General features: G+C 73.9%; 12 protein-coding genes. 6 read left to right on the top strand and 6 right to left on the bottom strand.

The window, feature by feature from the left end; genetic code table 11:
- Positions 1 to 12: 12 nt before the first annotated feature.
- Together AB0F71_RS02685 and nhaA are read right to left on the bottom strand one after the other, a co-directional pair.
- A complete protein-coding gene (locus tag AB0F71_RS02685; RefSeq protein WP_360226998.1) occupies positions 13 to 489 on the bottom strand; it encodes a phage holin family protein in 477 nt (158 codons plus the stop codon).
- Positions 490 to 756: 267 nt separating this feature from the next.
- Positions 757 to 2,151, bottom strand: a complete 1,395-nt coding sequence (nhaA, locus tag AB0F71_RS02680; protein ID WP_360226996.1) for a Na+/H+ antiporter NhaA — start codon at positions 2,149 to 2,151, stop codon at positions 757 to 759.
- Between the two features lie 379 nt (positions 2,152 to 2,530).
- Here nhaA and AB0F71_RS02675 point away from each other — a divergent pair, with 379 nt between their 5' ends.
- A complete protein-coding gene (locus AB0F71_RS02675; RefSeq protein WP_360226994.1) occupies positions 2,531 to 3,844 on the top strand; it encodes a serine hydrolase domain-containing protein in 1,314 nt (437 codons plus the stop codon).
- 101 nt (positions 3,845 to 3,945) lie between these two features.
- On the opposite strand, the gene acs is transcribed toward AB0F71_RS02675, so the two are convergent.
- The 3 genes from acs to AB0F71_RS02660 form a co-directional block, all read right to left on the bottom strand.
- Positions 3,946 to 5,907 carry an acetate--CoA ligase gene (gene acs, locus AB0F71_RS02670; protein WP_360226992.1) on the bottom strand — a complete coding sequence of 654 codons (1,962 nt, stop codon included), beginning with the start codon at positions 5,905 to 5,907 and terminating at the stop codon, positions 3,946 to 3,948.
- 439 nt (positions 5,908 to 6,346) lie between these two features.
- On the bottom strand, positions 6,347 to 8,710 hold the full coding sequence (locus AB0F71_RS02665; protein WP_360226989.1) for a SulP family inorganic anion transporter: 2,364 nt from the start codon (positions 8,708 to 8,710) through the stop codon (positions 6,347 to 6,349).
- A 500-nt stretch (positions 8,711 to 9,210) separates the two neighbouring features.
- Positions 9,211 to 10,242 (bottom strand): ATP-binding protein, encoded by a 1,032-nt coding sequence (locus AB0F71_RS02660; RefSeq protein WP_360226986.1) that lies wholly within the window; start codon positions 10,240 to 10,242, stop codon positions 9,211 to 9,213.
- 219 nt (positions 10,243 to 10,461) lie between these two features.
- Here AB0F71_RS02660 and AB0F71_RS02655 point away from each other — a divergent pair, with 219 nt between their 5' ends.
- Positions 10,462 to 11,352: an oxidoreductase gene (locus AB0F71_RS02655; protein WP_360226983.1), complete on the top strand. Its 891-nt coding sequence runs from the start codon at positions 10,462 to 10,464 to the stop codon at positions 11,350 to 11,352.
- A gap of 481 nt (positions 11,353 to 11,833) precedes the next feature.
- On the opposite strand, the gene AB0F71_RS02650 is transcribed toward AB0F71_RS02655, so the two are convergent.
- Positions 11,834 to 12,631, bottom strand: coding sequence for an HAD-IB family hydrolase (locus AB0F71_RS02650; protein WP_360227694.1), 798 nt, complete (start codon positions 12,629 to 12,631; stop codon positions 11,834 to 11,836).
- 853 nt (positions 12,632 to 13,484) lie between these two features.
- Between AB0F71_RS02650 and ssd the strand changes: the two genes are divergently transcribed.
- Genes ssd through AB0F71_RS02630 form a run of 4 tightly spaced genes read left to right on the top strand, consistent with a single transcriptional unit; the run spans position 13,485 to position 17,188 of the window.
- Positions 13,485 to 14,609 (top strand): septum site-determining protein Ssd, encoded by a 1,125-nt coding sequence (gene ssd / locus AB0F71_RS02645; protein WP_360226980.1) that lies wholly within the window; start codon positions 13,485 to 13,487, stop codon positions 14,607 to 14,609.
- Positions 14,609 to 15,946, top strand: coding sequence for a TadA family conjugal transfer-associated ATPase (locus AB0F71_RS02640; RefSeq protein WP_360226977.1), 1,338 nt, complete (start codon positions 14,609 to 14,611; stop codon positions 15,944 to 15,946). Before ssd ends, AB0F71_RS02640 begins: the two co-directional genes overlap by 1 nt.
- An 11-nt stretch (positions 15,947 to 15,957) precedes the next feature.
- The gene (locus tag AB0F71_RS02635; RefSeq protein ID WP_360226974.1) at positions 15,958 to 16,158 is read left to right on the top strand and encodes a hypothetical protein; all 201 of its coding nucleotides are present in this window, start codon (positions 15,958 to 15,960) and stop codon (positions 16,156 to 16,158) included.
- A gap of 1 nt (position 16,159) precedes the next feature.
- Positions 16,160 to 17,188, top strand: a complete 1,029-nt coding sequence (locus tag AB0F71_RS02630) for a type II secretion system F family protein (protein WP_360226971.1) — start codon at positions 16,160 to 16,162, stop codon at positions 17,186 to 17,188.
- Positions 17,189 to 17,452: the final 264 nt, after the last annotated feature.

The raw sequence follows: 17,452 nt of genomic DNA, 5'->3' as shown, positions 1-17,452 counted from the left end.
GGGCGGGGTCGGCTACGGGATGCGGCCCAGGCCCCGGTCGATCTCCTCCTGGGTGGCCGGGCGCGGCCGGGCGTTCTTCAGCACCTCGGCGGTCCGCTGGACGCCCTCGATGGTGCGCTCCGGCTTCTGGATCTTCTTGAAGAAGCGCCGCGCCAGCACGAAGAGGATGGCGGCCAGCACCCAGTAGGCGCCCGCCACGATGAGGAAGGACCAGCCGAGCGACAGACCCAGTGCGTGGATGCCGAAGGCGAACGCGGCGCTCAGCATCGGGACGGAGAACAGGAGCACTACGGCGGCGACGGCGACCGAGACACCGCCGGAGACGCCGCGCTTGACGTCTGCCTTGATCTCGGACTTGGCGAGCGCGATCTCGTCGTGGACGAGGGCGCTCAGGTCGGCGGTGGCCGCCGCGAACAGCTGCCCCACCGAACGCTCGCCCTCGTAGGGCGCCCGGCCGTTGCTGGACGGGTCTGCGGCTCCTGTGGGCATCAGCGGTTCTCCTCTGCGGCTGTTGCGGCGTGACGCCGTCGCGGTGCGCGGTTTCCGGGGCCGGTGGGGGGTCCGGAGGCGTCAGTGGTGTGTCGACAGCTCAGAATCATGCCCCTACCGGTCAGTCGGACACCACTCCGGGGCCCCGCCGGAGGGACGTGTCCGGGCTTCGGAAGGCGGCTGCGGGGTGCGGTGCGGGGTCCCTCGGTGGGGTTCGGCGGGGTCCGTTGGCGGGGCTCGACGCGTTGGCCGCCGAGCCGGCGGGGCTCAGCGGTCGGTACCGGGGCCTTCGCCCGGCAGGGGCCGGGGTGCCTCGGCGAGCGTCGCCGGGTCGGCGGTACGGGCCCGCCAGGCCGGGTCGTCCTGCTGGTAGACGTCCGGGATGCCGTCGCCGTCCTCGTCCCGGTCCTCCTCCTCGCACAGGGCGCGGTAGTGCCGGTTGCGCAGCTTGAGCAGCGCGGTGGCGACCACCGCGCAGAGCAGCGAGCCGACCAGGACGGCCGTCTTGGAGCGGTCGGCCAGCGCCAGGTCGTCCGGGAACGCCAGTTCGCTGATCAGCAGCGAGACGGTGAAGCCGATCCCGGCGAGCACCGAGACGGCGAACAGGTCGGCCCACTTGAGCTGGGGGTTCAGCTCGGCCCGGGTGAACCGGGCGGCTAGCCAGGTGCCGCCGAATATGCCCACCGTCTTGCCGACCAGCAGGCCGATCACGATGCCGAGCGGGGCGGCCTGGGTGAACACCTCGCGCAGTGCCGGGCCGGAGATCGTCACCCCGGCCGCGAACAGCGCGAACACCGGGACGGCCAGTCCGGCCGAGAGCGGGCGGACCAGGTGCTCGATGTGCTCGCCGGGGGAGTGCCGCTCGTCGCCCTCGCGGTGGCAGCGCAGCATCAGGCCCATCGCGACGCCGGCGACCGTGGCGTGGATGCCGCTCTCGTGCATCAGCGCCCAGATCACGAGAGCCAGCGGCACGAACAGGTACCAGCCCTTCACCCCGCGCCGGTGCAGGAACCAGAACAGCACCAGGCCGGCGAAGGCCAGGCCGAGTGCCCAGAACTTGATCCCGGAGCTGTAGAAGACCGCGATGATCAGGATCGCGATCAGGTCGTCGACCACGGCCAGGGTCAGCAGGAACGCGCGCAGCGCGGAGGGCAGGTGACTGCCGACCACGGCCAGCACCCCGAGGGCGAAGGCGATGTCGGTGGCGGTCGGGATGGCCCAGCCGCCGGGGTGGCCGCCGCTGCCGGAGTTGACCAGGGCGAACAGGATCGCGGGCAGCGCGACGCCGCAGACGGCGGCGATCACCGGCAGCAGCGCCGCGCTCGGGGTGCGCAGCTCGCCCGCGACGAACTCGCGCTTGAGCTCGATTCCGGCCACGAAGAAGAAGACCGTCAGCAGGCCGTCCTTGGCCCAGTTGGCCAGGGTGAGGTCGAGGTGGAGCGGGGCGGAGGGGCCGATCCGGTGGTCGAGCACGCTCTCGTACGCGTTCGGCCAGACGTTGGCCCAGATCAGTGCGACCACGGCGGCGGCCAGCAGCAGCATGCCGCCGACCGTCTCGGTGCGCAGGGCGTCGGTGACGAAGGTGCGCTCGGGCAGTGACAGCCGGCCGAGGAACTGCCGGCGGCGGGTCGTCGGCTCGTGGGCGGGCGGCTGGTCGGTCACGGGGACCTCCTGGGGCTGGGAGCGGCAAACGGATGCACGGGTGGTGCAGTTGCCGACCAGACTTCCCGGCGCGCCCTGTGACGCCCCGCGGATCCTGTCAAGGGCCTTGATGCGTCCTTAACAGTCTAACGGGACGTTCGGGTGACATCCGGATTGTCCTAGTAAAGGACTTAAGCCCTGCGGGCCGCTTCTGCACTCCCGAGGAGCAATGGACCGGTACCCGAACGGCCCAGGCCGAGTGCAGTCGGGTGAACGGCTCCCTAAGGTCGATCGCAGGCGCCTGCCCGATCCGGGCCGGTGCGCGCCCCCTTCCGTTCCTGCTCTTCCTGCCCTTCCTGCTGTTCCTCCTGTTCCCGCTGTTCCTGCTGGAGGCACGACCATGCCCCGTGGCGGCACCACCCTGCCCCAACCACCCCTCTTATCCGGGGAGCCCGCCGACGCCGACCGGTGCGCCGGCCGGGTGCTCCGCCCGGACGACCCGGAGTTCCGTGCGGAGGCCGCCGAGGACATCCCGGCGGACCTCGAGCGGCTGCTCCGTCCGCTGTTCCGCTCCGCAGGACCGGACGGCGGCGTCGCCGTCGTGGTGATCCGCGGCGACGAGCGGACAGTCGCCTGCCGGGGGCACTCCGACCGCTCCGGCCGCCACCCGGTCCGCGCCGACACCCGCTTCGAGCTCGGGTCCGTGACCAAGACCTTCACCGGACTGCTGCTCGCCGAGATGGCCGCCCGCGGCGAGGTCCGCTACGACGACCCGATCGACCGTTACCTCCCCGCGAACGCCGTCCCCGGCTACCCGCACGAGCGGCCGATCACCCTGCTCCACCTGGCCACCCACACCTCCGGCCTGCCCCGACTTCCGGTCGGCCTGCTGCCGGCCGCGGCACCCCGGTGGTACACCCGCCCGTATGCCACGTTCGGGCCGACCCACCTGCTCGACGCACTGTCACGGACCCCCGTCCGGGGCACCCCGGGGACCCAGGTGCGGTACTCCAACCTCGGCTCCGGGCTGCTCGGACTGCTGCTGGCCAACGCGGCCGGACAGCGCTACGACGACCTGCTGGCCGCCCGGATCTGCGGGCCGCTCGGCCTGGTGGACACCTCCAGCGGCCCCGGCCGGGAGGACGTCAGCGGATACCGGCGCGGCCGGTGGGTGCCGTCCTTCCGGCTGCCCGCCCTGCCGGGAGCCTCGGCCCTGCGCTCCACCGCGGACGACCTGCTCCGCTACCTCCAGGCGCACCTGTCACTGGACGCCGTCCTGCTGCCCGGGCGGGCCGACGCGGCGGCGCTGCGCACGGCGCTCGGCGAGGTCCGTCGGCCGAGGGTGGGGCGGCTCCGGGGCGGTACTCGGCTCTGCCTGGGCTGGAACCAGTGGGGGCCGGGCGGTGGGCCGGGCGGCGGGCCGGGCGGGGGCGGCGCGGACGGTGACGGCGGTGCGGCGGTCGGCGCGGTGGGGGTGCCGGCCGAGGGGGAGGGCGCTGAGGGGGAGGGGGAGGGCGCTGAGGAACTGGTCTTCCAGGCCGGGTCGACCCGGGGGTTCAGCGCCTTCGTCGGGTTCAGTCCGCAGGCCCAGGTCGGGTTGGCGGTGCTGGTCGGAGCAGGGACGGGAGTGCGGGCCCTGCGCGGCCGGGGCATGGTCCAGGGCGCGTACGAGACCCTGCGCACCCTGGCCGGTGCCGCAGCGGCGGAGGGGTGAGCCCCGTACGGCATGACGGCGTGACGGAGCGGGGCCCCGGGTGGTGTTCACCGCCCGGGGCCCCGCTCCGTAAGGCTTCTGAAAGGCTTCTGACGCCTCGATCAGCCGTTGTTGCCGTTGCCGTGCGGCGGCAGCTGGGCCTGGATCTGGCTCATCACCGTGCTGTCGGCGAGGGTGGTGGTGTCACCGACCTCGCGGCCCTCGGCGATGTCGCGCAGCAGACGGCGCATGATCTTGCCGGAACGGGTCTTCGGCAGCTCGCCGACGACCTTGATCTGCTTCGGCTTGGCGATCGGGCCGAGCGTGCGGCCGACGTGGGCGCGCAGCTCCTCGACCAGCTCGGGGCTCTCGGTGGCGCCGCCGCGCAGGATCACGAACGCGACGATGGCCTGGCCGGTGGTGGGGTCGGCGGCGCCCACCACGGCGGACTCCGCCACGGACGGGTGGCCGACCAGGGCCGACTCGACCTCGGTGGTGGAGATGTTGTGGCCCGAGACCAGCATGACGTCGTCCACCCGGCCGAGCAGCCAGATGTCGCCGTCCTCGTCCTTCTTGGCGCCGTCACCGGCGAAGTAGCGGCCCTCGAAGCGCGACCAGTAGGTGTCGATGTAGCGCTGGTCGTCGCCCCAGATGGTGCGGAGCATGGACGGCCACGGCTCGGTGAGCACCAGGTAGCCGCCGGAGCCGTTCGGGACCTCGTTGGCCTCGTCGTCCACCACGGTGGCCGCGATGCCCGGCAGGGCGCGCTGGGCCGAGCCCGGCTTGGTCTCGGTGACGCCCGGCAGCGGGCTGATCATCATGGCGCCGGTCTCGGTCTGCCACCAGGTGTCGACGATGGGCGCCTTGCCGCCGCCGATGTGCTCGCGGTACCAGACCCACGCCTCGGGGTTGATCGGCTCGCCGACGCTGCCCAGCACCCGCAGCGAGGACAGGTCGAACTTCGCGGGGATGTCGTCGCCCCACTTCATGAAGGTGCGGATCGCGGTCGGCGCGGTGTAGAGGATCGTCACGCCGTACTTCTGGACGATCTCCCAGAACCGCCCCTGGTGCGGGGTGTCCGGGGTGCCCTCGTAGATGACCTGGGTGGCGCCGTTGGAGAGCGGGCCGTAGACGATGTACGAGTGGCCGGTGACCCAGCCGATGTCGGCGGTGCACCAGTAGACGTCGGTCTCCGGCTTGAGGTCGAAGACCGCGTGGTGGGTGTAGCTGGCCTGGGTGAGGTAGCCGCCCGAGGTGTGCAGGATGCCCTTGGGCTTACCGGTGGTGCCCGAGGTGTAGAGGATGAACAGCGGGTGCTCGGCGTCGTGCGCCTCGGGGGCGTGCTCGGTGGACTGACGCGCCGTGATCTCGTGCCACCAGACGTCGCGGCCCTCGGTCCAGGCGATCTCCTGCTCGGTGCGGCGGATCACCAGGACGTGCTCGACGCCGTCGACCTTGGTGAGCGCCTCGTCGATGGCCGGCTTGAGCGCGGAGGCCTTGCCCCGGCGATAGCCGCCGTCGGCGGTGATGACGAGCTTGGCCTGGGCGTCCTGGATGCGGGAGGCGACGGCGTCGGCGGAGAAGCCGCCGAAGACCACCGAGTGGGTGGCGCCGATCCGGGCGCAGGCGAGCATCGCGACGACCGCCTCGGCGATCATCGGGAGGTAGACGGCGACCCGGTCGCCCTTGCGGACGCCGAGCTCCAGCAGCGCGTTGGCGGCCTGCGAGACCTCGTCCTTGAGCTGGGCGTAGGTGATCGAGCGGCTGTCGCCGGGCTCGCCCTCGAAGTGGATGGCGACCCGGTCGCCGAGGCCGTTCTCGACGTGGCGGTCAACGCAGTTGTAGGCCACGTTGAGCTTGCCGTCGGCGAACCACTTGGCGAAGGGCGGGTTGGACCAGTCGAGCGTCTCGGTCGGCTCGACCGCCCAGCTCAGGCGGCGGGCCTGCTCGGCCCAGAAGCCCAGACGGTCCTCGGAGGCCTGGGCGTACGCGGCCGCGGTGACGTTGGCCGCTGCGGCGAGCTCTGCCGGCGGGGCGAAACGCCGCTCCTCCTTGAGCAGGTTGGCCAGGCTCTCGTTGCTCAACGCGCACTCCTCATCGAGTCATGATCTGGGGCGATCCCGCGGGTGGGGATTGTCCCGTGTGTCCCAGCGCACAGCTCACCAGGCGAATGGGCCAGTTGACAAGAGGCTCCCTGCAATTGGTGTAGACCTTTGACCGATCGTCGAACGGTCGATCGCCGATTCGGCCGTACGGTGGGCCGATCGTCGTACGACGATCGCACGACTGTGGTTCCGGTCACGGTGGTGATCATGGTGCCGGTCACGGCGGCGATGACTGTCGATGACGGTCATGGTGATGGTCACGGCGACGACCCCGGCTCGACCGCCGCTCGGCCCTGGCCCGACCACTGCCCGACCACGGCGCGACCTCCGCGCGGCCCGCCGCCCGGAGGCGGCAGGCCGCGCGGCGGCCGGAGGGCCCGTGTCCCGGCCCGCCCGGCGGGAGACACGGGCCCGGCTCTCAGGCGGCCAGCTGGGGCCCCTCCTCGCTGCCGGCGGCTGCAATCCGGGCGTCGTTCCTCACCCGTTCGGCAGAATCGCCGTCCGGCCGGGCCTCGACCGGGCTGAACGTCCCGGCGGCGCGGTCCAGGACGTAGGCCTGGGCGGTGGCGAAGTCGAAGTACATCCCGACCAGGCGCAGGGTGCCCTCCTCGACCCGGCGCTCCACCGCGGGGTTCGCCATCAGCTGGTCCAACTGCTGCACCACGTTGGTGATGCAGAGCTGCTCCGCGAGGTCCACGACCGGCCGGTCGGCGAACTCGGCCGGGGCCCGTCGGAGCCGGTCCAGCGAGCCGCGGCCGTTGCGCAGCCATCGGGTCAGCGGGGTGGGTGACCCGGGGCGCTCGTGCACGCCGTCCAGCAGGGCTTTCATCGCGCCGCAGCCGGAGTGGCCGCAGATCGTGATCGAGCGCACCTCCAGCGCCTCGACCGCGTACTGCACCGCGGCGGCCACCGAGTCGTCGGCCGCCCCGGGCTCGAACGGGGCCGGCACCAGGTTGCCGACGTTCCGGACGGTGAAGAGGTCGCCCGGCCCGCTGTTGGTGATCATGCTGGTCACCATCCGGGAGTCCGCGCAGGTCAGGAAGAGCTGGGACGGCGTCTGCCCTTCCCGGGCCAGTCGGGCGAGTTCGGGCCTGACCAGCGGAGCGGTGTGCTGCTGGAACACCCGGACGCCGTCCAGCAGCCGGCCGTGCGGGTCCTCCTGCTGCTCGATGCAGTGGTGGCCGCCCCAGGGCGTCCAGGCCCGGCAGCGGTGCGGGCCCGGTGAACTGCCCGCGCGGACGGTGCCGTCGGGGTCGAGCACCTCGTCGTCCTGGCGCCGCGTCACCAGCGAGACCTGGCCGCCCGCGGCCTGGTGCCCCGTCCGCCAGTCGTGCAGTGTCTCGTAGGCGGCGTGGTCCAGGAAGGAGCCGTCGTGCACCACGGTGACCTCGGCGCCCGCGGGGATCCCGGCCAGCGCCCGGCTCAGCCGGGGGACGGCGGTGAAGGTGAGCGGACCGTGGGTCTGGACGGTGACCGAGCCGTCGGGGCCGGTCGCGACGTCCACATGGGCCCGGGTGAGCCGGTAGAGCGCGAGCAGGACGGCGGTGGCGGCACCGAGGCCGACGCCCCACAGCACGCCGAAGGCCACCACGGCGAGCAGGGTGGTCAGGTAGACCGGGAACTCGCGGTGCCGGTGCACGTTGCGGATGTGCGCGAAGCTCACCATCTGCAGCCCGACCACCAGCACCAGCGCGGCCAGTGCGGCCAGCGGGATCCGGCGCAGCCCACCGGTCAGCGCCAGTGCGGCCACGAGCACCCAGGCTCCGTGCATGACCGAGGCCCATCGGCTCTGCCCGCCGGCCCGGACGTTGGCCGTGCTGCGGACGGCGCCGCCGGCGATCGGCAGTCCGCCGACCAGCCCGCTGACCAGGTTGGCGAGGCCCTGCCCGCGCAGCTCGCGGTCGAGGTCGCCGGTGCGCTGGGACATCCGGTCCACCGCCACGGCGGACAGCAGCGACTCCACGCTCGCGACGGCGGTGACGGTCAGGACGGCGGCGAGCACCCCGGCGAGCGAACCGTGCGGCAGCGCGGGCACCAGGGAGTGCGGCTGCCAGGCGGGCAGTTCGATGTGGGCGAGCTGCAGGTCCAGGGCGAGGGCGAGTGCGGTGGCGACGGCCACGGCGGCCAGCGGGCCGGGCACCTTGGTCAGGCGGGCACCGAACTCGCCTGCGCGGCCCGGGAGTCGGTCGAGCCTGGGCCAGCCCAGCAGCACGGCCACGGTCACCGAGCCGGCCAGCAGGGCGGGTGGGTGCGGACCGGCCAACTGCCCCGGCAGCGCGAGCAGGTTGGCGAACGCCGAGCTCTGCGGGGAGCCGCCGAGGACGACGTGCAGCTGGGCGATGGCGATGGTCAGCCCGACCCCGGCCAGCATGCCGTGCACGATCGCGGGTGAGACCGCGAGTGCCGTCCGGGCCACCCGGCGTGCGCCGAGCAGGAGTTGGAGCAGTCCGGCGGCGAGGGTGATGGCGCAGGTGGCCCGCCAGCCGTACTGGGCGATGAGCCCGGCGGTGATCACGGTCAGTGCGGCTGAGGGGCCGCTGACCATGAGCGGGGTGCCGCCGCACAGCCCGACCACGATGCCGCCCACGGCCGCGGCCGCCAGCCCGGCGGTGAGCGGGGCGCCGGTGGCGAGCGCGATGCCGAGGGAGAACGGCACGGCGATCAGGAAGACCACCACGGAGGCGGAGAGGTCCTGGGCCCACCGGGCCCGGGAGCCGGGGCCGGGTGGCGCGTGGTCGGTGGTGTCGGAGGCGATGGGTGCGCTGGAGATGTCGAGGGTCATGGTCTTCCCGTCTGTCCGGGGGAACGAACGCAGTCAGGTCCGGTGGTGAGTCCGGGGTGGGGCTCCGGGGCGGATCGGCTGTCGTGGGTCGCGACGGTGTGGCGGGATGGCGTGGGCGCGGCGGGGAATGCGGGTGTCACCGGCCGGCGTCGACCATCGGGGCCCGCCAGGGGCCAGGGCGAGGTGCGGGATGTCTCGCCGAGGGCCGTCGGGACGGGCCATCAAGACTCGGTAAACCGAGGGTAATGAAAGCTTTGCACAGCGTCGTTCTCGGAGGGAAGCGGAAAATCGCTGGTTCACTCCATTGGGTGGTGTTCGAACGGACGGGAATCTGCTGGTGGGAGGCTCGGGGCGGCCCCTGGGCGCTCCCGGGGCGGTCCTGGACGGTCGGCTGGGGTGGGGTCGGAACGGCGAACGGGCCGCGGCCTCCCCCGGGGTGAGGGGGAGGCCGCGGCCCGTCCGGTCGGTGGCGGTGCCGTGCGCGGAGCCGCGCGGTGGTGTCAGACGGGGGCTCCGGCCGGCAGTCCGCTCGGAAGGCCGTTCGGGAGTCCGCCCGGGAGGTCGCTCGGGATTCCGCCGAGGACGAAGCCCTCGTCCACCTGGGTCGCCAGGTCGATGCCGACCTTGGCGTTGGCCCAACTCTCCGCGTTGCGCCGGTGGAAGAGCACCGCCTGCTCGGTGTAGCGGTGCTCGTCGCGCAGCCCGTACGCCGCTTCGGTCTCGGTCCGCAGCTCTTCCAACACGGCCCGGTTGGCCGGTTCCAGCGACTTCAACGGCGGCTCGGCGCCCTGCTCCAGTCGGCGTACCCAGTCCGACTGCCCGAAGGTGGTGAGCAGGTCGTCGCCGACCTCGCGGCGCAGGAACGCCAGGTCGTCCGGGCCCTGCACCTTGTTGCCGATCACCCGGAGCTGCACGCCGAAGTCCCGGGCGTAGTCCTTGTACTGGCGGTAGACCGAGACGCCCTTGCGGGTGGGTTCGGCCACCAGGAAGGTGAGGTCGAAGCGGGTGAACAGCCCGGAGGCGAAGGAGTCCGAGCCGGCCGTCATGTCGGTGACCAGGTACTCGTCCGGGCCGTCCAGCAGGTGGTTGAGCAGCAGTTCCACCGCGCCGACCTTGGAGTGGTAACAGGCCACCCCGAGGTCCTCCTCGGTGAACGCACCGGTCGCCAGCAGCCGGACCGAGCCCTCGTCGAGGGCGATCGGGCGGGCGCAGGCGGCGTAGACCGGGTTCTCCTCGACGATCCGCAGCAGGCGCGAACCGCGCCCGGGCGGCGTGGTTTTGATCATCTCGTCGGCCGAACGGATCAGCGGGTTGCTGCCCCGCAGGTACTCCTTGATCTCCGGCAGGTGCGCGCCGAGCGAGGGCAGGTCGGCCGCCTGGGCATCCGTCAGGCCGAGTGCGGGGCCGAGGTGCTGGTTGATGTCGGCGTCGACGGCGATCACCGGTCGGCCGATGGCGGCCAGGTGGCGGATGAACAGTGCGGACAGCGTGGTCTTCCCGCTGCCGCCCTTACCGACGAAGGCGATCTTCATCTGGGGCTCCGGCTCTCGCTCTGGGCCCTGGGGGAGGGCCGCGTGCTCAGGGGTGCGCAGGTGGGGGCGCCCCCTAATTGGAAATCGTTATCGTCTCAGATAGTGGCCATGCTAGCCGGGGTTTGGGGTCCACCGGGGGAGGGAAGTGAGGATTGCCTCTAACGGGTGATGCGGGGTTGCTGTTCCGGGAGAGGCCGCCCGTTCATTACTCTCGGGTAGGTGAGCACTGGAACAGATCCCCTCGCCCCGTTGGCCCAGCTCCCCGGGGTGCCCGACGCGGTGGCCGAGGTGCGCAAGGCCGTCGACCGGCTCTACGGCCACCGGGTGATGCGCCGCCGCGCGGCCGAGGTCACCTCCGAGTCCGCGCTGCGCGGCGCCCGCGCGTCGGCGGCCGTGGCCGGGGCCGACTGGCCCTTGGAGGAGGTCCGGCGGCGCACCGACTTCAGCGCCGACGCCGAGGCCCGTACGGTCGGCGCGGCCCTGCGGATCACGGCCGAGGCGGGCCAGCTGCTCAGCGTCTGGCGGCACTCGCCGCTCCAGGTGCTGGCACGGCTGCACCTGCTCGCGGTCGGCGACGCCGACCCGGCCGCCGGTCGGCCGCGCCGGGCTGGGGAGGGGGCCGAGGAGCTGTTCCCGCTGGAGCTCGAACCGGTGGAGAGCGTCGAGGTCGAGGCCGCGGTCGGGCCGCGGCCCGTGCTGCCGCCCGCGCCGGACGCGGAGGAGGTCGCGGCCCGGCTGGACCAGCTCTCCCGGCTGCTGGTGGCCCGTGCGGAGGGGCAGGGCGTGGGCACGCCGGCCCTGGTGGTCGCGTCGGTGGTGCACGGCGAACTGCTCGCCCTTCGGCCCTTCGGCAGCCACAACGGGCTGATCGCGCGGGCCGCCATGCGGATCGTGCTGATCGCCGAGGGCCTCGACCCGAAGTCGATCTGCCCCGCCGAGGTCGGGCTGGCCGAGCTGGGCACCGACACCTACCGGCGCGCCCTCGCGGGCTACCTGGCGGGCACGCCCGAGGGCATGGCGGCCTGGATCGCCCACTGCGGGCGGGCGCTGCGGCTGGGGGTGCGGGAGAGTACGGCGGTCTGCGAGGCGATGCAGCGCGGCATGGCCTGAGCCCGAACGGGCCGGGGGCGCAGCGACCCGCGCGCCGTGAACGGCGCGCGCCCCACACCCCTTGCGTGCGCCGCGGACGGTGCACGCCGCGCACGCCGGGAACGCCGCGAAACACGAAGATGCGGCGGCACCTGATCCTGCTGGGTGCCGCCGCTGGTGCAGACAACCGGGTGACCAAGCATGCACCGGAAGTGCCGATCAGACGGGGATCCTGCCCGTTCGTCTGGTCCGGCGGCCCGACAGCGGGTCGGCTGCATGTGGGTGCTCGGATGTCTGTACGTGCGGTCCGTGGGGCCTGAACTGCGTTGTCGGTTTGACCTCTTCGGTCCTGACCGGGTCTCGCGGGCCGTGCTTCCTTTGTATCGCGTTTCGGCCGAAAGGGGAACCCGAAACGGGAAGTCTGTGCCGATCTGCCCGTTTCAGGGCCTTTCCGGTGGATCGCAGGAGGGTCGCCGCGGATCCAGGCCTTCCGGCGGGCGCCTCAGGCGGCTGGGCGGCGCCGGTGGGCCAGGTACCAGATGACCCCGGCGGTCACCGCGGCCGTCCCGACCGCCACGGCGGTCAGCACCGAACCGCTGGGCGCGGAGAACTCCGGCACCCGCCGTCGCAGTTGCACCGGCCGGTCGAAGAGCAGCACCGGCCACTCCCGGGCCTGCGCCTCCTTGCGCAGCGCGCGGTCGGGGTTGACGGCCGAGGGGTGGCCGACCGCCTCCAGCAGCGGCAGGTCGGTCGAGGAGTCGCTGTAGGCGTAGGACGCGGCCAGGTCGTAGCCCTCCGTCCTCGCCAACTCCCGGATCGCCGCGGCCTTGTTCTCCGAGTAGGCGTAGTACTCGATCTCGCCGGTGTAGCAGCCGTCCTCGACCTTCAACCGGGTCGCGATCACATGGTCCGCGCCCAGCAGTTCGCCGATCGGCTCGACCACCTCGGAACCGGAGCTGCTGACGATCACCACGTCCCGGCCGGCCGCGTGATGCTGTTCGATCAGTGAGGCGGCCTCGTCGTAGATGATCGGGTCGATCAGGGTGTGCAGGGTCTCGGCGACGATCTCGCGGACCTGCTGGACGTTCCAGCCCCGGGTGAGCGCGGAGAGGTACTCGCGCATCTTCTCCATCTGGTCGTGGTCCGCGCCGCCGGCCAGGAAGACGAACTGGGCGTACGCGCTGCGCAGTACGGCCCGACGGTTGATCAGGCCGCCCTGGTAGAAAGGCCGGCTGAACGCCAGTGCGCTCGACTTGGCGATGATGGTCTTGTCGAGGTCGAAGAAGGCGGCGGTCCGCAGGCCGGTCGGCCGGGGGCGGGCGGGTGCGCCCGGCTCCTCGGGCCCGGTGAGGTCGCCCTGGGACTCGTCGGCGTGGTCGTCGGCGTTCTCGGTGGTGTCCACGGGAACCGAGGATAGAGGGAGCCACAAAACACCCCGCCATTCGGCGTACTCGTGGGCGTGCGGGTTTGTGTTTCTGGCCGCTCGGGTACACCATGGAAGTCACGGATCGTTCGCGACCGTGCTAACCCGGTCCGGCTCCTCCCCCCCGAGTCGGGCTGTGGATAGACGACCCCCGCTCTCCCCCCCGGCGGGGGTCGTCGCACGTCCGGGGCCATTTTCAGGGCTTGAACGCCCCTCGCGCACGCTTCCGCGCGGTCCTCCCCGAGGTGTACAGGTGGTGTCGACGGCTCGGTCCGTCCACCACCTTTCGTCACTCTGCGTTGCCATTTGCTCATGACGCGCAGGATGCCCACGGCCGGTTCCGATCGGCTCCGCGAGGTCGTTCCGGCGGGGTGCGCGGGGCCGTCCTGGCGGCATGCGCGGGGGTGACGTGTTGGGGCCCGGAGGGCGGTCGGCCGGGGGGTGGTGGAACGGTCGGTTCACCCCGGTGACCCCCTTTCGTCAATTCTTCGACGAATAGCCCCCCGCCCGGGTGAACGTTTTTATCCACAACCCCCGAGTTATCCACAGGCAATCGGAACGTGGATGACGGAATCCGGATCTCCCCCCACCGTGATGGTCGGCGGCGGTCGCCGGGCAGGGCCTCATCCCCCTTCCTCTCCCAGAGGTCTGCCTGGCGGCCGTCCGCCGGAACCGTCCGACGCGCGCCGTGGCCGCCCCTGGTGGCCGCCGGCGCAGAGGGGAGCACACCATGTCGACGCCGATCACCTCCCATGTCACCGCCGAGGGCCCCGCGGCCACCGGGCCGCTCGTCGTCACCGGGGACGAGGACCTGGCCGAGCACCTGCTGCGGGTCTGCGCGGCAGCGGGCACCGAGCCCCGGCTGATCAGGGGTGCGCCGCCGCCGCGCGAGCTGTGGGAGGCGGCCCCGCTGGTCCTGGTCGGGGACGACCGGGCGGAGCACTGCGCCGGTCTGGGCCGGCGCAGCGGGGTGCTGCTGCTCGGGCTGGACCTCGACGACCCCGGCGTGTGGGTCAGAGCCGTCCAACTCGGCGCCGAACACGTGCTGTTCCTGCCCGACGCCGAGGCCTGGCTGCTGGACCGGATCGCGGACGCGGCCGAAGGCGTCGGCTCCCCGGCCGTCACCGTCGCGGTGCTCGGCGGCCGGGGCGGGGCTGGGGCCTCCACCCTGGCCTGCGCCCTCGCGGTCACGGCCGCGCGGACGGGGCGGCGGACCATGCTCCTCGACGGCGATCCACTGGGCGGGGGCCTGGACGTCCTGCTCGGCGGCGAGACGGCCCGCGGGCTGCGCTGGCCCGACCTGGCCGGTTCGCGCGGGCGGGTCAGCGGGGCCGAACTCGCCAGGGCGCTGCCGGCCCTCAAACGGCTCTCCGGGCTGTCCTGCCTGTCCTGGGACCGCGGCGACACCCTCACGGTGCCGCCGGCCGCCATGCGCAGCGTGCTGGCCGCCTCCCGGCGGCGCGGCGGGCTGGTGGTGATCGACCTGCCGCGCCACCTGGACGCGGCCGCCGGGCAGGCGCTGGAGCAGTCCGACCTGGCGCTGCTGGTCGTCCCGGCCGAGCTGCGCGCCGTGGCGGCCGCCGACCGGGTCGCGGCGGCGGCCCGGATGCGGCTCGGGGACGTCCGGGCCGTGGTCCGGCCGGTGCGGGCCGGCGGGCTCCCGGCCCACCGGATCGCCCGCGGGCTGCGGCTGGAGCTGGCGGGGGAGCTGGAACCGGAGCCGGGGCTGACCGAGGACGTCGAGAAGGGCGTCCCGCCCGGCACACGGGAGGGCGGTCCGCTCGCGCGCTTCTGCGCGAGCTTCCTGAACGAGGTGCTGCCGCCGGTGTCGGCGGTCGGAGGAGGTGCGTACTGATGGTCCGTCTGCGCAGGACAGGAACGCGGGGCGGTGCCCCGGCCCCGGGCGACGGTGCGCGGGAGCACCGACCGCTCCGGAGCGTGCCGCCGCCCGGCGGGCCGGGCCCGGCCGGACACGGGCCCTGCCCGTACGGTCGGACGGCTCGCGAGGAGCGGGCGGCGGAGCTGGTGGACGCGGTCCGGCTGCGGCTGGCCGAGTCCGGGGCCGCCCCGACGGCGGGCTCGGTCGCGGCCGTGCTGCGGGCCACCCGGCCACCGCTCGGCGGGGACGAAGTGCTGGACACCGTGCGCTCGCTGCGCGCCGAACTGGTGGGTGCGGGCCCGCTGGAGCGGCTGCTGGCGGCGCCCGACGTCACGGACGTGCTGGTGAACGGTCCGGACGAGGTGTGGGTCGACCGTGGCGGCGGTCTGCACCGGGCCACCGGGGTCCGGTTCGCCGACACCGAGGCGGTGCGGCGGTTGGCCCACCGGCTGGCCACCGCGGCCGGGCGGCGCCTGGACGACGCCCGGCCCTGGGTGGACGCCCGACTGCCGGACGGCACCAGGCTGCACGCGGTGCTGCCGCCGATCGCGGCCGGCTGCACGCACATCTCGCTGCGGGTGTGGCGGCCCCGCCCGTTCACGCTGGACGAGTTGGTGGCGGGTGGTGCGCTGCCACCGGAGGGCGCGGAGCTGTTGGCCGGCATCGTGCGGGCGCGGCTGTCGCTGCTGGTCTCGGGCGGGACGGGCTCGGGCAAGACGACCCTGCTCGCGGCCCTGCTCGGCCTGGTCGGGCCGGACGAACGGATCGTGGTCGCCGAGGACTCCGCCGAACTGCGGCCGGCCCACCCGCACGTGGTCCGCCTGCAGAGCAGGCCGCCGAACCAGGAGGGGCTGGGCGAGTTCACCCTGCGGGACCTCGTCCGGCAGGCGCTGCGAATGCGGCCGGATCGGCTGGTGATCGGCGAGGTGCGCGGGGCCGAGGTGTCGGACCTGCTGGCCGCGCTCAACACCGGGCACGAAGGCGGCGCCGGCACCGTCCACGCCAACACGGCGGCGGACGTGCCGGTCCGGCTGGAGGCGCTGGGCTCGCTCGCCGGGCTCGACCGCCCGGCCCTGCACAGCCAACTGCGGGCCGCGCTGGACGTGGTGGTGCACCTGGTCCGGGACTCGGGCTCGGGGCGGCGCCGGGTGGCCGAGATCCACACGCTGGCCGGGGACGGTGCCGGGCTGGCGGTGACCATCCCGGCGGTGGAGTTCCCGGCTACGGGCGGCCTGGTGCCCGGCGCCGGCTGGGAACGGCTGGTCGGGCTGCTGGCCGCACGCGGGGTGGCGATCGGGGCGGTGGCGCCATGAGGGCCGTGGCGGTGGCGGTTTCGACCGCGGTGCCGGTGTGGGTGGCGGCCTCGGGGCCGGTGGCGGTGGCGCTGACGGCGGCGGGCCGGGCCGAGCGGGAGCTGCGGCTGGTGGAGATCGGGTTCGTGCTGTTCCTGGGCGCGTGTGCGACGGGCGCTCTGGTGCTGCTCGGGGCACCGGGCAAGAAGGGCCGAAGGCAGGGAGGTGGGTGACATGACGCAGGTCCAACCGGCGCTCTGCTGGGTGACGGTGCTGTGCCTGCTGGCCGCCGCTGGGTGGCGGGCGGTCCAGGAGCAGCTACCCGGTGGGCGGCGCTCCAGGCTGATGCTGGCGGGCAGTGGGCCCCCGGTGTACGGGCCCCCGGCCCACGGTCCGGAACCGGAGGCGATGGGCCGGGCGCGGGGTCGACTTCCCGGGCGGCTGGTGCCCGAACTGCTGGCGCTACCGGCGGGCTTGGTCGTCGGCCAGGCGACCGCCTCGCCCGTGCCGGTGCTCGCGGGAGCGCTGGCCGTCCTCCCGCTGCGGAGGTGGCGGCTGCGGCGGCGCCGGGAGGCCGAGGCCGGGCGGCGGGCCGCCGCGGTGGTGGAGCTGTGCGCCGCGCTGGCCGGGGAGTTGCGCAGCGGTGCGACCCCGGAGCAGGCCCTGCACCTGGTCACGGCTCGGCTGGCCGCCGATCCGGACGGGCTGCGCCGGATCGGCGCGGAGCCGGTGGCCCGGCTGGCGGCGGGGCGCTACGGCGGGGACGTGCCCGCCGCGCTCCAGCTGCTCGCCGAACTGCCCGGCGGCAGCGGGGCGGCAGCGATCGCGGCCTGCTGGCGGGTGGCCTCCGACGGCGGGTCGGGGCTGGCCGCCGCGCTGGACCGGGTCGCGGAGGCGCTGCGCGGTGAGCGGGCGTTGACCGAGGAGATCGCGGGGGAGCTGGCCGGACCGCGCGCGACGATCGCGGTCCTGGCCGCCCTGCCGGGTGCGGGACTGCTCCTGGGCGGAGCGCTCGGGGCCCGTCCGGTGGAGGTCCTGCTGCACACCCCGGCCGGACTCGGCTGCCTGGCGGCGGGAGCGGTGCTGGAGGGGTTGGGGGTGTTCTGGACGGCCCGGATCGTCCGGGCGGCGGCCCAGGGTGCGCTGGAGGCTTCCCCGGGTGTGGGGAGCCGTCCCGGGACGGCGGGCCTGCCTCGGGGCGGCGGTGGGCGGCGAGGGGGTCCGTGGGCTGGGGCGCTCGATGTCGGAGCGGGGGTGGGGTGATGCGACCGGGCGGGTGGCTTTCGGGCGGGTGGGTGTCGGCCGGACTCCCGGTGACGGCTGTGGCGGTATCGGCGGCAGTGGCCGGGGTGGCCCGGCACCGGGCGGGGCGCCGAACCCGACGGAGGGCGTTCGCCTGGCAGCGGGAACGGGAGGAGGTGCGGAGCCGAACCGGGCCGGGGCGCACTGGCGTTGGGCCCAGCGGTGTTGGGCCCAGCGGTGTCGGGCGCAGCGGTGTCGGGCGCGGCGGTGCTGGACCCCGGCGGC

It is taken from the genome of Kitasatospora sp. NPDC028055 (assembly GCF_040637885.1).
Lineage (GTDB): Bacteria > Actinomycetota > Actinomycetes > Streptomycetales > Streptomycetaceae > Kitasatospora.
Note: the sequence above shows the minus strand (reverse complement) of the source record. Positions and strands in the feature narration are given on the sequence as shown.